The following is a 13,013-nucleotide window of genomic DNA, read 5'->3' as shown; positions in this document are numbered from 1 at the left end:
CCAGCTCATGAATCTGCCAATCCGCCCCCAAGCCGAACCCTTCCGCGAAGCCGCCGCCGACGGCCACCTCATTGGCGGCTTCACCTGGCGCCACATCAGAACCGACCTCGAGCGCCCGGTAGTCATCATCAACGCCGCCACCTCCGTGCGCTGCCGTCACTATTCACGCTTCGCCGACTACCTGTTTGCCAATGGCTTCGATGTCATCACCTACGACTACCGTGGCATCGGCGAATCCCGCAGCGGCTCGCTGAAGGGCTTCAAGGCGTCATGGTCGGATTGGGGCGTGCTGGACTTCGAAGCGATCCTGCAGCGCGCGCAGCGGGAGTTTGCGGGGCAGCCGATTGATGTGGTCGGGCACAGTTTTGGTGGGTGCGCGGCGGGCCTTGGGGCCTCCGGCGCGGTGATCCGGCGATTGGTCACGGTGGGCGCGCAGTTCGCCTATTGGCGCGACTACGAGGCGAGCGGGCGCTGGCGGATGTTTACCAAGTGGCATGTGGTGATGCCGTTGGTGACCGCGATGTTTGGCTACTTCCCGGGCAAGCGCATGGGCTGGCTGGAAGATACGCCGGCAGGTGTGGTGCGCGATTGGAGTACGCCGACGGCAGGTTATGAAAAACGCCCCAGCGGGCGGGCGTTGAGTGAGCTGCCGTTTTCTCGGGTGAAGGCGCAGGTATTGGCGATCAGCATCACCGATGACCCATTTGGCACAGTGCCGGCAATCGAGCGCCTGCTGAGGTACTTCGAAGGCAGCGAGCGCACGCACCTGCGGATCGCCCCTGAAGATATCGGCGAAAAGGAGGTCGGACATTTCGCGTTCTTTCGCAGCCAGTATCAGGATCGTTTGTGGCCGATTGCGCTGGCGTGGCTACAACGAGGGGAATTGGCCGAAGGCACTCCGGGTCACCAAGTGACGGATCGCACCTAGAAACCCTTGGGATTTCCCCGGACCTGCGCTTCAATACGCCATTCCCAGATCCTGACACCAAGGACGTGAGCCCATGGCCTCGCCGAACAAGCAGCAAAAACGCGCCCACCGGGCAAAAGCCAAGGCCAAGCAGAACCGCACTCAACGCGCCGTCGCCACCAAGCCCGATGCCTTCGCTGGCGATGACAGCCGCATTGACCTTGAATCGGTGGATTTGACCGAGCTGTTCCTGGAGATGCGCACCGCTGGCGAAACCAGCCAGCAGGCGCTGTGTGCGGTGTTCCTGGCGCACCCGCTGCTGGCGGTGGTGCTGGAGCAGGAAGGTGAAGAGGAAGCGACTGACTTTATCCTTGCGGCGCTGATCGAGTATCGCCAGTGGGCCACGGATACCGACGATGAAGCAGCGGCCCTGGCGTGGATCGAATCACCAGAGTTCCAGGCCGATTACGTGGCGGCATCACAGGCACTGGTTAACTCCGAAGGCTGATACAAAACGCAATGTGGGAGCCGGGCTTGCCCGCGATGGCGGTGAGTCAGTCAACATCTGTCTCGACTGACACACCGCCATCGCGGGCAAGCCCGGCTCCCACAGTTTTTTACAGCGCTTGATGGATCGTATTTCAACCCATCAATTCAACACCGCAGCCCCAACCTTCCGGCCCTTGCGCCGACGCGACACCATCAGCCCCGCCGCAACCACCAGCAAGCTCAGGATCCCGGTAGCCATGATCTCCACCCGGTGCGCTTCCTGGAACAGCATGATGGTCAGCACGCCCACGATGAACACGATCACCGCGTACGTCAGGCCCGGGAACAGCCACATCTTGAAGGCAATCTTCTCGCCCGCTTCGGTGCGCTTCTGGCGCATGCGCAGTTGCGACACGGCGATCACCAGGTACACCAGCAAGGCGATCGCGCCGGAGCTGGCCAGCAGGAATTCAAACACGGCAGCCGGGGCCACGTAGTTGGCAAACACCGCCAGGAACGCCGCGCCGGTAGACAGCAACACCGCCCAGTAAGGCGTGCCGCTCTTGTTGGTGATCTTGGACACAGCCGGCGCATCGCCGCGGCGGCCCAGGGAGAACATCATGCGCGAAGCGGTGTACAGCGCCGAGTTCAAGCAACTGGTCACCGCCACCAACACCACCAGATCAACGATCAGCTTGGCATTCGGAATGCCCATGCGCTCCAGAACGGTCTGGTAGGAACCGACCGCCGCCAGTGCAGGATCATTCCACGGCACCAGGGCCACCACGATGAAGATCGACACCAGGTAGAACAAGCCGATCCGCCAGATCACCGAGTTGGTGGCCTTGGAAATCTGCTGGCCCGGGTTCTTCGATTCAGCGGCCGCGATGGTCACGATCTCGGTGCCCATGAACGAAAACATGGTGGTCAGGATCGCCGCCAACACCGCGCCCATGCCGTTGGGCAGGAAGCCTTGAGTGTCGAACAGGTGCGAAACACCGCTGACCTGGCTGCCCGGCAGGAAGCCGAAAATCGCCAGGATGCCGAGGATCACAAAGCCGATGATCGCCACCACTTTGATCAACGCAAACCAGAACTCGAACTCGCCGTAGTTCTTCACGCTGAACAGGTTGGTCGCCGTCAGCAGCAAGGTGATGATCAAGGTAAACGCCCAGATCGCCACGCTGGGAAACCAGGCGTGAAGGATGGTCGCGGCAGCGTTGGCTTCCAACGGAATCACCAACACCCAGAACCACCAGTACAACCAGCCGATGGTAAAACCGGCCCAGTGCCCGATCGCGCGGTCGGCATAAGTAGAGAACGAACCGGTATCCGGCGAAGCAACGGCCATCTCGGCCAGCATGCGCATCACCAACACCACCAGGGTACCTGCGGCGGCATACGCCAGCAGCACGGCAGGCCCGGCCGCAGCAATCGCGTGGCCGGAGCCGACGAACAACCCGGCACCGATAACGCCGGCAATCGACAGCATGGTGACGTGACGCGGTTTGAGCCCCTGTTCGAGGTCATTGGAGCTTTGCGTACTACTCATTGACACACCTTTGCGAGGAATTGCGAATACGGTCCACCCGGCCTGGCGTCTTTCTCGTGAAAAGAAACCAACGGGGCGTTCTTTATTTTTTACGCAAGATTTGCGCCAAAATGTTACAGAGCCGCGATTGACGCGGGCTGTAGGGAAACTCAATAGCTCACGTAAGTCACTGACACTAATGGCATTCCGCTATAGCGTTACTGTGCGACCCACTTCAAAGACGAACAGGCGCACCAAAAACACACACAAATTGTGCGTGACGCCCTATTAAAGGGCTGATAAGGACCGTTCACCCGTTTAACCCTTCCAACACCCGGCCAAAGCTGGCACCATCGCGCCCTTTTTTACGCAAAACCTGTGGGAATCCGGGTTCAAACGGCTGTTCGGTTGTTGATGGCGCGACACACTGCTGTGCCGATGCGACACCCTGCCGCACACCGTCTGATAACCGCCCGCAGGGCTGTTGGCTGTCATCCAAACGCTATGCTAGCTTGGCGCCTCGCCAGGAAGGCGGCCCAACAGCAGGAGCGCAATGAACACAATGAGGACCCCACATGGCTGAGGCCACGCCCGCGCTTGAAATCCGCAACTTGCATAAACGCTATGGTGAGTTGGAGGTGCTTAAAGGCATCTCGCTGACCGCCCGCGACGGCGATGTGATCTCGATCCTGGGTTCCTCCGGTTCCGGCAAGTCCACGTTCCTGCGCTGCATCAACCTGCTGGAAAATCCGCACCAGGGGCAAATCCTGGTGGCCGGTGAAGAACTCAAGCTCAAGGCCGCGAAAAACGGCGAACTGGTGGCCGCCGACGGCAAACAGATCAACCGCCTGCGCAGCGAGATCGGTTTTGTGTTTCAAAACTTTAACCTGTGGCCGCACATGAGCATCCTCGACAACATCATCGAGGCCCCGCGCCGCGTGCTCGGCCAGAGCAAGGCCGAGGCCATCGAAGTCGCCGAAGCCTTGCTGGCCAAGGTCGGCATCAGTGACAAGCGCCACGCCTACCCGGCGCAATTATCCGGCGGCCAGCAGCAACGCGCCGCCATCGCCCGCACCCTGGCCATGCAGCCCAAGGTCATCCTGTTCGACGAGCCCACATCGGCCCTTGACCCGGAAATGGTTCAGGAAGTACTTAATGTGATCCGCGCACTGGCCGAAGAAGGCCGCACCATGCTGCTGGTCACCCATGAAATGGGCTTCGCCCGTCAGGTGTCCAGTGAAGTGGTTTTCCTGCACCAGGGCCTGGTCGAAGAGCAAGGATCGCCACAGCAGGTATTTGAAAACCCGCTTTCGGCGCGCTGCAAACAATTCATGTCCAGCAACCGCTAACGGAGCAACATGCATGCAGAACTATAAAAAATTCCTCCTGGCTGCCGCCGTTTCGATGGCATTCAGCGCCTCGGCAATGGCCGAGACCTTGACCATGGGGATCGAAGCGGCCTACCCGCCCTTCAACAATAAAGACGCCAGCGGCAACGTAGTGGGCTTTGACAAAGACATCGGCGACGCCCTGTGCGCCAAGATGAAAGTCGAGTGCAAGGTGTACGTCTCCGATTGGGACGGCATCATCCCGGCCCTGAACGCCAAGAAGTTCGACTTCCTGGTCTCCTCGCTGTCCATCACCGATGAACGCAAGCAGGCCGTCGACTTCACCGACCCGTACTACTCCAACAAGCTGCAGTTCATCGCGCCCAAAGCCACCAAGGACTTCAAGACCGACGCCGGCTACCTGAAGGGCAAGATCATCGGTGCACAACGCGCGACGCTGGCCGGTACCTACCTGGAAGACAAGCTGCCGGACACCACCGCCAAGCTCTACGACACCCAGGAAAACGCCTACCTCGACCTGACTTCCGGCCGACTGGACGGGATGCTCGCCGACAAGTACGTACAGTACGAGTGGCTGAAAAGCAAAGACGGTTCCGCCTACGAATTCAAAGGCGACCCGGTGGTTGAGAGCGACAAGATCGGTATCGCCGTGCGTAAAGGCGATGCACTGCGCGAGCGCTTGAACACCGCACTGGCTGAAATCAAGGCCGACGGCACCTACAAGAAGATCAACGACAAGTACTTCCCTTTCAGCATCGAGTGATCCTGAATGGCCTGCCCGGCGTGCTCCCTTGAGTGCGCCGGTCCTGAGCTTTGCCTTGCGAAACGACTAAACCATGAATTTCGACCTCTACGGATTCGGCCCGGCGCTCGCCGCTGGTGCGCTGATGACCGTCAAGCTGGCGCTCACGGCCCTGTGCCTTGGGTTGGTGCTCGGCCTGGCCGGCGCCTTGGCCAAGACTTCCCCGTACAAGCCCCTGCAATGGCTTGGCGGCGCCTACTCCACGCTGGTGCGTGGCATCCCGGAACTGCTGTGGGTGCTGCTGATTTACTTCGGCACGGTCAACCTGATGCGTTCCCTCGGGGAGTTTTTCGGCAACCCCGACCTGTCCCTCAGCGCCTTCGCCGCCGGGGTTATCGCCCTGGGCCTGTGCTTTGGCGCCTACGCCACGGAAGTGTTCCGCGGGGCGATCCTGGCAATCCCCAAGGGCCACCGTGAAGCCGGTGTCGCGCTGGGCCTGTCGAAGTTCCGGATCTTCACCCGGTTGATCATGCCGCAGATGTGGCGCATCGCCCTGCCGGGCCTGGGCAACCTGTTCATGATTCTGATGAAGGACACCGCGCTGGTCTCGGTGATCGGCCTGGAAGAAATCATGCGCCACGCGCAGATCGGCGTGACCGTCACCAAGCAGCCCTTCACCTTCTTTATGGTCGCGGCCTTCATGTACCTGGGCCTCACCGTCCTGGCGATGACCGGCATGCACTTCCTGGAAAAACGTGCCGCGCGCGGCTTTGCGAGGAGCACGCAATGAGTGGCGACTACAGCTGGCTGGCGCATTTCGACCTGGGCCTGAACTGGGCCGTGATCATCAAGTGGCTACCTCGGTTGGCCCAGGGCGCAACCCTGACCCTGGAGCTGGTGGCCATCGCGGTGATCGCCGGCCTGCTGCTGGCGATCCCACTGGGCATCGCCCGCTCATCACGCCTGTGGTACGTGCGCACCCTGCCCTACTGCTACATTTTCTTCTTCCGTGGCACGCCGCTGCTGGTGCAGTTGTTCCTGGTGTATTACGGCCTGGCGCAGTTCGACGCCGTGCGTGAGAGCGCCATGTGGCCCTACCTGCGGGACCCGTTCTGGTGCGCTACCGCCACCATGACCCTGCACACCGCCGCCTACATCGCCGAGATCCTGCGTGGCGCGATCCAGGCCATCCCGCCGGGTGAAATCGAAGCGGCGCGGGCACTGGGCATGTCCAAGCCCAAGGCGCTGTTCTACATCATCCTGCCGCGTGCCGCGCGCATCGGTCTGCCGGCCTACAGCAACGAAGTGATCCTGATGCTCAAGGCCAGCGCCCTGGCCAGTACCGTGACCTTGCTGGAGCTGACCGGCATGGCCCGCACGATCATTGCCCGCACCTACCTGCCCGTGGAGATTTTCTTCGCCGCCGGGCTGTTCTACCTGCTGATGTCCTACGTCCTGGTGCGCTTCTTCAAGCTGCTGGAACGCTGGTTGCGGGTCGATGCCTGCCAGGGCCGCTGACGCCTCGTTGACGGGTGAGCAACTGCTCGCCCGCTTCCAGGCGCTGGACGCGTTCCTCACCGAGCATCAAGGGCTGTGGCGACCACGGCCCTTTACCCACCTGCAATTGCCGTGGGAAACCCGGCACCCCGAGCTCGCCCACTGGCTGCGACAGCGCTCGCTGGCAGACGCGGAAAGCAGCCATAACCAACCTCACACCCTGCCGGCACCCGCGCCCTTTCCCGAGCTGGCGATACAGTCGCTGAATCTCAGTGCTGTGGATAACTTACCGTCCAGTGCCCTACCAGCCGCCCACCATCGTTTGAACATCGATGTACCCGGCCGCAAATGGCAGCAGATCGAAGCCTTCGGTGCCGCGCTGCAATTCGCCGCAACACCAAAACACTGGCTCGACTGGTGCGCCGGCAAGGGCCACCTCGGCCGCCGGCTGCTGCAACCCGGGCAACAACTGACATGCCTGGAATACGACCCGGCCCTGATCGCCTCGGGGCAGGCGCTCAGCGAACACCATCGATTGCCCGTCACCCATCGCCTGCAAGACGTGATGGCCGACATGCAGATCGGCCCCGAGCAAACCCCGGTCGCCCTGCATGCGTGCGGTGACCTGCATGTGCGCCTGCTCCAGCTGGCCAGCGCCGCCGGCTGCCGGCAACTGGCCGTGGCACCGTGCTGCTATAACCGCATCCGCGCCGAGCATTACCTGCCACTGTCGATGACCGCCCAGGCTTCATCACTGCGTTTATCGGTGGAAGACCTCGGCCTGCCGCTGAGCGAAACCGTTACCGCTGGGGCGCGAGTGCGCCAGCAGCGCGACACCTCGATGGCCAGGCGCCTGGGCTTCGATGGTCTGCAACGGCAACTGCGCGGCAGTGACGAGTACCTGCCCACTCCATCGCTGCCCGCGAGTTGGCTGGCCAAGCCCTTCGCCGACTACTGCCGCGAACTGGCGGCGCTCAAGGGATTATCCACCGGTGAACAGGATTGGCTGGCGCTGGAGGCCCAAGGCTGGCGGCGCTTGGCCGAGGTAAGAAACCTGGAATTGCTGCGTGGCCTGTTTCGGCGCCCGCTGGAGATGTGGCTGGTGCTGGATCGCGCGCTGTTTCTCACGGAGAACGGCTACACCGTGCACGTCGGCAGCTTCTGCGAAACACCGCTGACCCCGCGCAACCTGATGCTGCTGGCCGAGCGCAATTAAGGGGCATTTTGTCGCAGCGTGCCCTGTGGATAACTCTGTTGATGGAATTCTTGCGCAGGCCGTAGCAGCAAGCTTTACAGGGCAAAATGCTGACTGGTCATTTTTTGTTCATAAAATAAAACGCACGCAAAACAGGCAGTTGCAGCCTGATGAGAACCGCTCCGCAAAATTGCGGTTTCATGACATGTCCAACCAACCGATTGTGCATAAGCATCTGGCGTTAGCGGCATAACCCGGGCTTTTCAGCGGGCAATCAACAGGCGGCAAAGCTCGTTGATATCGTCACAGGCCATGCTCGCGGCTTCGTTATCCAGCGGGTCGCTGCCAAAGGCCAGGGCCTCGCTGATCGCCGAATCCCGGTGCACCACTTCCAGCAGGTTTTCACCCAGGCGCTTCTTGAACACCTCGACCATGTCGAGGCTGAAGCCGGAGGTTTCGTCGAGCTGGTTGATCACGAAATGGCAACGCAGCGCCGGCTGGCGACCAAGGTGCGGCACCAGCAACTGTTCCATCTGTTCCAGGGTGCCAAGGGAGGCGGCATCCGCCTGGGCAATCACCAGCACCACATCGGCCACGTTCAGCGCCTGATGCAGGTAGACGTTGTTGCCCGCCGGAGTGTCGATGATCACGGTGTCGTGCTCACTCAAGCCCAGGGCCGACAGATGTTGCGCCAGCCAGTCCGGCTCCTGTTTCAGCCAGCGCTGGAGGTCTTCCTGCTGACGGATATCGGTTTCGCCAAAAGTGATCACCTGGCAACCGGCAAAGCCCGAATGAAGGATCTGGCTCCAGCGCTCGTTGTGCAGGCTGGTGCGCCCGATGCCAGGCAAGGCGTGGCTCAGGCCGAAGTGATGATAGAGCGCGTTCTGCGGGTCCAGGTCCAGCGCCACTACCGGCCGCCCCAAGCGTTGCATACCGCTGCTGAGTGCCGTGGCCAGGGTGCTACGGCCTACACCGCCGTTGACTGACACCAACGCCACCACGTTCGCACGGATGCTCGGGGCTTCGCGCCGCTGCTCGTTGGCACAGGGGGAATGCGGGGAGAACGACGCGCCGCTGCCCATGTTCAGGCTGGCGCTGTCATCGACGGGGATGTCTTCGAAGAATTGCAGCATCGAATCCATTCCCTGGACATCATTGGCAGTTGTCTTATCAAACAACTCAAAAAGATCATCGGTTCGGCTCATCGCCAACACTCCTCACGACGCATCGTAAAGACGTGAAAGGTCAGCTGTACTGATGCTTACCGCAGGTCTTTTTGTGGGCGCCTTTGTGTACGCATTCTGTGACAAAGGATCGAGAGTGTCATTATTTTGGTGTTTCTGAAGAAATCTTTAAGACGAGCGGTAAATGGTCAATTTACTGACTAATCTTTATCGAATCGTACGGCGTCTGCAAATCACGCTCCGGAATTTCCCAGATCAGCAGCTTGGGCGGCGTTTGCTTGAACGCCGGGCTGTCGAAATAAGCTTTGGCGGCGCCAGAAAATTCGCCACCGTCTTTGCTGAAATTACCCACCGGTGCATTCAAGGCTTTTTGCAGGAAACCCACGAAGTTCGAATTACGCGAGAACGAAGTGCCGATCAGCGCCACGTTCGGCAGCCCGGCGTCGCCAAACAAATCGTCAGGGTTGCTGGACGCCGCAGGACCATTCTCATGGGCCGTACTGGCGGCAACTTGCTCGCCCACCGGCTGCAACTTCGGCGGCAACCAGTCGAGACCGGCCAAGCGCACCAGGTCACCCGGACGCGGTGCCAGCGGCGCCTGGGTAATGTCGAAGGCCTGTTCCGGCGTGGCCTTGATACCCCGCTGCTGAATGCGTTGGGCCACGGCACGGGCGCCGGCATTCGAGCCGATTTCGCTCCAGTGGGTGTCGGTGCGCAGGAACGCTTCCGGGCCGAGGGGTTTGAGGGTGTCGGTCAAATCCAGGACTTCAACGCCCGCCGCTTGCAGCTGCGTGGTCCATTGCCGGATTCGGCCATCCAGCACTGCCGGACGATACAAGCCGCAACGTTCGGCGGCGGCAATGCGGGTTTTATCCGGCACCACCACTACTTGCAGATCAATACCGCGTTGGCCGAGCTGCTTTTGCAGGTCGATCACCGCGTCCGCCTTAGTGCGCGCATTGTCGTCGGCGTGACGGTTGAGCTTCAGTTCATCGCTGATAAACAGCCAGCCCGGGCAACCCTGGCGCACCCGCGGCCCGGTGTCGCTGAACGCCAGCCAGCTGGCGCCGCGCTCCAGATTCGCCGCTTCAATCGCCATCGGCGCCTTGGACAGTTCCTTGGCAAACCGATGGGTCACGTCGCCATGCAGCAGCATGTCGCTGTCGACCTTGGGCGGCAGGAAACTCACCGGGCCCTTGACCATCAGCCAGACGCAAGACAACAGCCCCGCCGCCAGGAAAGGCACCAGCACCCAGCCCGCCAGGGGGCTGGTGCGAACGGCCAATTCACTCGGTGGGGTCGGCGCGGTAGGGGCGGGCATCGTCAGGCTTCCTTAGAACTGAAAGTACAGAAACGGTACGGCATCGCGGCTGGCAATCAGCGCGAACGACAACACAAACCCGGCCACCGGCCACAGGGACGCGGCCACCACAAACCAGGGCTGCGTACCAAAACGCTGCTCGCAGCGGGTCTGCCAGATCGGCGCGATGATGCACACCAAGCCGAGCAACACAGCCATGCCATGGGCCGGGCGCATGGCCACCGCCAACGCATCACCCAGTGCAATGCCATGCATGCCGAATTGGCCGGCGTACATGGTCAGTGCCGAATGGAAGTCCGGCGCGCGGAACAGTGTCCAGGCCAGGCACACAAACAGCAGCGTTAAGATGTGCGACAGCACCGGTGGAATGCTCGGCAGGCTCGAGCGCGACCACGCCCGGTCGATGCACAACGCAATACCGTGGGCCGATCCCCACAACAGGTAGTTCCAGCTGTCACCGCCATGCCACAACCCGGCAATCGCCATGGTCAGGAACAGGTTGCGGTAGGTGCGCCACACGCCGTCGCGGTTACCGCCGAGGGCGATGTACAGGTAGTCCCGCAGCCAGCTGGACAACGACAGATGCCAACGCCGCCAGAAGTCCTGGATGCTGCTGGCCAGGTACGGCCGGTTGAAGTTTTCCGGGAAGTGGAAGCCCAGCATCAAGCCCAGGCCGATGGCCATGGCACTGTAGCCGGCGAAGTCGAAAAACAGTTGCAGCGAGTACGCCAGGCAGCCGATCCAGGCATCCACCAGGCTCGGGTTTTCCAGGTGGAAGGCGATGTCCACCAGCGGCGACAAGGTGTCGGCCACCAGCACTTTCATGCCCATGCCGATCATGAAGCGCCGGGCACCGAGGCTGAAATTCGGCCAGTTGAAATAGCGCTGGTTCAGCTCGCGCCGTACCCAGTCATACCGAATGATCGGGCCGGCAATCGAGTGGCCGAACATCGAGATATAGGTGGCGTAATTGATGAAGCTGCGCTCCACCGGCACCGTATGCCGATGCACGTCCACCAGGTACGAGATCGCCTGCAACACAATGAACGACAACCCCGCCGGCAACGCCACGCGCTGCCACTCCAGCGGCATGGCGCCGTACCAGGTGATCACCTCGCTCACAGTGCCCGCGACGATGTTGGCGTACTTGTACCAACACAGCACGGCGGTGTTGAACACGATCAACGCGATCAACAACCGCACCCGGCCTTTGCCGTCTTCACGGGAACGGTCCACCAGCAAGCCGCCGACCCACGCCACCACGGTCAACACCATGTGCAGGAACAGGAACAGCGGGCTCAACCAGCCGTAGAACAGCCAGCTGCCGATCAACAGGATGACGTTGCGCCAGCCCGGACGGGCCAGCGCATAAATCAACAGGAAGGCCGGCAGGAACAGCGTGAGGAATTCCAGTGAGGCAAAGACCATGGTGGTGTCGGGCCCGATCAGTTAGCGAGCGTGTCGGAGGTAAACAGCAACCTCGAACCGGCAGCCGATGGCAGGGCCAGCACGCTGTAGCGCTCGCCGGCCTTGAGGGTGAAGGTCAGCGGTTGGCCGACCGGTGCATTGGCGCACTTGAGCTGCACCGACAGTTCCACCGGGTTGATCATGCGGCGCGAAATCGAACCTTCAGCGACCTTCTTGAACAGCTCGGCTTTTTGCGCCACGGCTTCCAGGCTCGCGTCGGCGCAGGCTGCGTCGGCGTTGATAAAGGCCAGCGAGGCCTTCAGCGCATTGAAGTCGTCGGGTTGTTCGTGGATCACCAACTGGCGCGTGCCGCCCTTGGCATCCGGCACGGCGACCACGGTGGCGAACTCACCCGGTGCGACGGTCACGGCCAGCTCGGAATCCTTGCCGCCCTGGCTCAATACGCCCTTGATCGGAGTCTTGCCGCCCGACACTGGCAGGTAGTCAGACACCAGCTTGTCGCCGCCCAGTACCAGGCTGGCCTTGGAACCTTGTGGCAGCAATTTCAGCTCGCCGTCGGTGCCGTTGGCCAGGCGCAGGAACGCCGAATCTTTCTCCGGGCCGGTGGGGTAAAGCGGGATGTCGGCGCTGTAGGCGCTGACGCTGGCAAGCAAGGTCGCCAGGCCCAGGGTAATCCGCTTCATTATTGCGCTCCCTTGGTCACAGCGGCCGGTGGCAACTTCGCCAGGGACTCGCCGATCGCCTTGGCCCACTTCTGGTAGCCGTCGATGGTGAAGTGCTGGCCGTCAGTGGTGATCCACTGGCCCGGCTTGGAGAAGGTCAGCGAGTCGACGTAGGTGCACGGCGCCACGTTGGTGGCGAGGAACTGCGACATCACCTTGGTGCGCGCGTCATCCTTCTTGTACTGCGAACCAACCTTGCCCCACGCCGGCCCGACCCACACGCACTTGGTGCCGGTTTCGGTGATGGCTTTGGTCAGGGAGGTCACGCTTTTCCAGGCCCAGACTTTCGGGAACTGCGGCTCCGGGTACGAAGCCATGGTGTCGGCGATGATGATCACCACCAGGTCCGGCTTGTCCTTGGCGATCAGGTCTTTGATCGGCGTGGTGCTCATGCCGTTCTTGCCGAAAATCTCGGCCTTGCCGCCGGGCAGGCGCTCGGCGCCGCACTCGACTTTCTTCGGCACGATCCAGTCGGCCGCGCCGGCGCCGCATGCACCGATAGAGTGAACCTTGGCGCCCTGGGCAGTGAGGTTGTCCTGCAGCGGGTTGAGCAGCGAATCAGGAAAGCTCATGTGACTTTCGCCCAATACCAGCAGGGTCAGGCCGGCAATAGCAGAAGCGGAAACAGGCATGGATGACTCCTATCAA

The 13,013-nt window shown here is 61.6% G+C and carries 13 protein-coding genes and 1 pseudogene; 8 read left to right on the top strand and 6 right to left on the bottom strand.

All coding sequences use genetic code 11. The annotated features are described in order from the left end of the window. Positions 1-7 precede the first annotated feature (7 nt). A pseudogene (locus HX875_RS01195) lies at positions 8-925 on the top strand (alpha/beta hydrolase family protein); the annotation flags it as partial. Positions 926-1,001: 76 nt separating this feature from the next. Beyond that, complete coding sequence (locus HX875_RS01190; RefSeq protein ID WP_177041024.1) at positions 1,002-1,415, top strand: hypothetical protein; 414 nt, start codon at positions 1,002-1,004, stop codon at positions 1,413-1,415. Between the two features lie 141 nt (positions 1,416-1,556). Here the strand turns inward: HX875_RS01190 and gabP are convergent, their stop codons facing one another. Next, positions 1,557-2,948: a GABA permease gene (gene gabP / locus HX875_RS01185; RefSeq protein WP_177041023.1), complete on the bottom strand. Its 1,392-nt coding sequence runs from the start codon at positions 2,946-2,948 to the stop codon at positions 1,557-1,559. Positions 2,949-3,502: 554 nt separating this feature from the next. Between gabP and HX875_RS01180 the strand changes: the two genes are divergently transcribed. The 6 genes from HX875_RS01180 (at position 3,503) to HX875_RS01155 (ending at position 7,963) form a co-directional block, all read left to right on the top strand. Further along, on the top strand, positions 3,503-4,276 hold the full coding sequence (locus HX875_RS01180; RefSeq protein WP_169386600.1) for an ABC transporter ATP-binding protein: 774 nt from the start codon (positions 3,503-3,505) through the stop codon (positions 4,274-4,276). Positions 4,277-4,289: 13 nt separating this feature from the next. Beyond that, positions 4,290-5,039, top strand: a complete 750-nt coding sequence (locus HX875_RS01175) for an ABC transporter substrate-binding protein (protein ID WP_010169040.1) — start codon at positions 4,290-4,292, stop codon at positions 5,037-5,039. A gap of 73 nt (positions 5,040-5,112) precedes the next feature. Continuing rightward, positions 5,113-5,808 carry an ABC transporter permease gene (locus tag HX875_RS01170; RefSeq protein ID WP_010169038.1) on the top strand — a complete coding sequence of 232 codons (696 nt, stop codon included), beginning with the start codon at positions 5,113-5,115 and terminating at the stop codon, positions 5,806-5,808. A 38-nt stretch (positions 5,809-5,846) separates the two neighbouring features. Next, positions 5,847-6,536, top strand: a complete 690-nt coding sequence (locus tag HX875_RS01165) for an ABC transporter permease (protein WP_029615812.1) — start codon at positions 5,847-5,849, stop codon at positions 6,534-6,536. Then, positions 6,517-7,731, top strand: coding sequence for a methyltransferase (locus HX875_RS01160; RefSeq protein ID WP_177041022.1), 1,215 nt, complete (start codon positions 6,517-6,519; stop codon positions 7,729-7,731). Before HX875_RS01165 ends, HX875_RS01160 begins: the two co-directional genes overlap by 20 nt. A 25-nt stretch (positions 7,732-7,756) precedes the next feature. Then, complete coding sequence (locus HX875_RS01155) at positions 7,757-7,963, top strand: hypothetical protein (protein ID WP_177041021.1); 207 nt, start codon at positions 7,757-7,759, stop codon at positions 7,961-7,963. A gap of 10 nt (positions 7,964-7,973) precedes the next feature. On the opposite strand, the gene bcsQ is transcribed toward HX875_RS01155, so the two are convergent. The 5 genes from bcsQ to HX875_RS01130 form a co-directional block, all read right to left on the bottom strand. Next, entirely contained in the window at positions 7,974-8,915 is a 942-nt protein-coding gene (gene bcsQ / locus HX875_RS01150; RefSeq protein ID WP_177041020.1) for a cellulose biosynthesis protein BcsQ, read from the bottom strand. Between the two features lie 172 nt (positions 8,916-9,087). Further along, positions 9,088-10,215 carry an alginate O-acetyltransferase AlgX-related protein gene (locus HX875_RS01145; RefSeq protein ID WP_177041017.1) on the bottom strand — a complete coding sequence of 376 codons (1,128 nt, stop codon included), beginning with the start codon at positions 10,213-10,215 and terminating at the stop codon, positions 9,088-9,090. 12 nt (positions 10,216-10,227) lie between these two features. Further along, positions 10,228-11,643 carry an MBOAT family O-acyltransferase gene (locus HX875_RS01140; RefSeq protein WP_177041015.1) on the bottom strand — a complete coding sequence of 472 codons (1,416 nt, stop codon included), beginning with the start codon at positions 11,641-11,643 and terminating at the stop codon, positions 10,228-10,230. A gap of 17 nt (positions 11,644-11,660) precedes the next feature. After that, the gene (locus HX875_RS01135) at positions 11,661-12,326 is read right to left on the bottom strand and encodes an alginate O-acetyltransferase AlgF (RefSeq protein ID WP_177041013.1); all 666 of its coding nucleotides are present in this window, start codon (positions 12,324-12,326) and stop codon (positions 11,661-11,663) included. Further along, positions 12,326-12,997 carry an SGNH/GDSL hydrolase family protein gene (locus HX875_RS01130; protein ID WP_010169025.1) on the bottom strand — a complete coding sequence of 224 codons (672 nt, stop codon included), beginning with the start codon at positions 12,995-12,997 and terminating at the stop codon, positions 12,326-12,328. Before HX875_RS01130 ends, HX875_RS01135 begins: the two co-directional genes overlap by 1 nt. Positions 12,998-13,013: the final 16 nt, after the last annotated feature.

This window comes from Pseudomonas yamanorum (assembly GCF_013386765.1).
GTDB lineage: Bacteria > Pseudomonadota > Gammaproteobacteria > Pseudomonadales > Pseudomonadaceae > Aquipseudomonas > Aquipseudomonas yamanorum_A.
The sequence above is the reverse complement of the archived record's forward strand: the minus strand, read 5'-3'. Positions and strand labels throughout refer to the sequence as shown.

Bases quoted from the DNA above. Each gene is read 5' to 3' on its own strand.
- HX875_RS01190 (WP_177041024.1), top strand. From the start codon at position 1,002: ATGGCCTCGCCGAACAAGCAGCAAAAACGCGCCCACCGGGCAAAAGCC.
- gabP (WP_177041023.1), bottom strand. From the start codon at position 2,948: ATGAGTAGTACGCAAAGCTCCAATGACCTCGAACAGGGGCTCAAACCG.
- HX875_RS01180 (WP_169386600.1), top strand. From the start codon at position 3,503: ATGGCTGAGGCCACGCCCGCGCTTGAAATCCGCAACTTGCATAAACGC.
- HX875_RS01175 (WP_010169040.1), top strand. From the start codon at position 4,290: ATGCAGAACTATAAAAAATTCCTCCTGGCTGCCGCCGTTTCGATGGCA.
- HX875_RS01170 (WP_010169038.1), top strand. From the start codon at position 5,113: ATGAATTTCGACCTCTACGGATTCGGCCCGGCGCTCGCCGCTGGTGCG.
- HX875_RS01160 (WP_177041022.1), top strand. From the start codon at position 6,517: ATGCCTGCCAGGGCCGCTGACGCCTCGTTGACGGGTGAGCAACTGCTC.
- bcsQ (WP_177041020.1), bottom strand. From the start codon at position 8,915: ATGAGCCGAACCGATGATCTTTTTGAGTTGTTTGATAAGACAACTGCC.
- HX875_RS01145 (WP_177041017.1), bottom strand. From the start codon at position 10,215: ATGCCCGCCCCTACCGCGCCGACCCCACCGAGTGAATTGGCCGTTCGC.
- HX875_RS01140 (WP_177041015.1), bottom strand. From the start codon at position 11,643: ATGGTCTTTGCCTCACTGGAATTCCTCACGCTGTTCCTGCCGGCCTTC.
- HX875_RS01135 (WP_177041013.1), bottom strand. From the start codon at position 12,326: ATGAAGCGGATTACCCTGGGCCTGGCGACCTTGCTTGCCAGCGTCAGC.
- HX875_RS01130 (WP_010169025.1), bottom strand. From the start codon at position 12,997: ATGCCTGTTTCCGCTTCTGCTATTGCCGGCCTGACCCTGCTGGTATTG.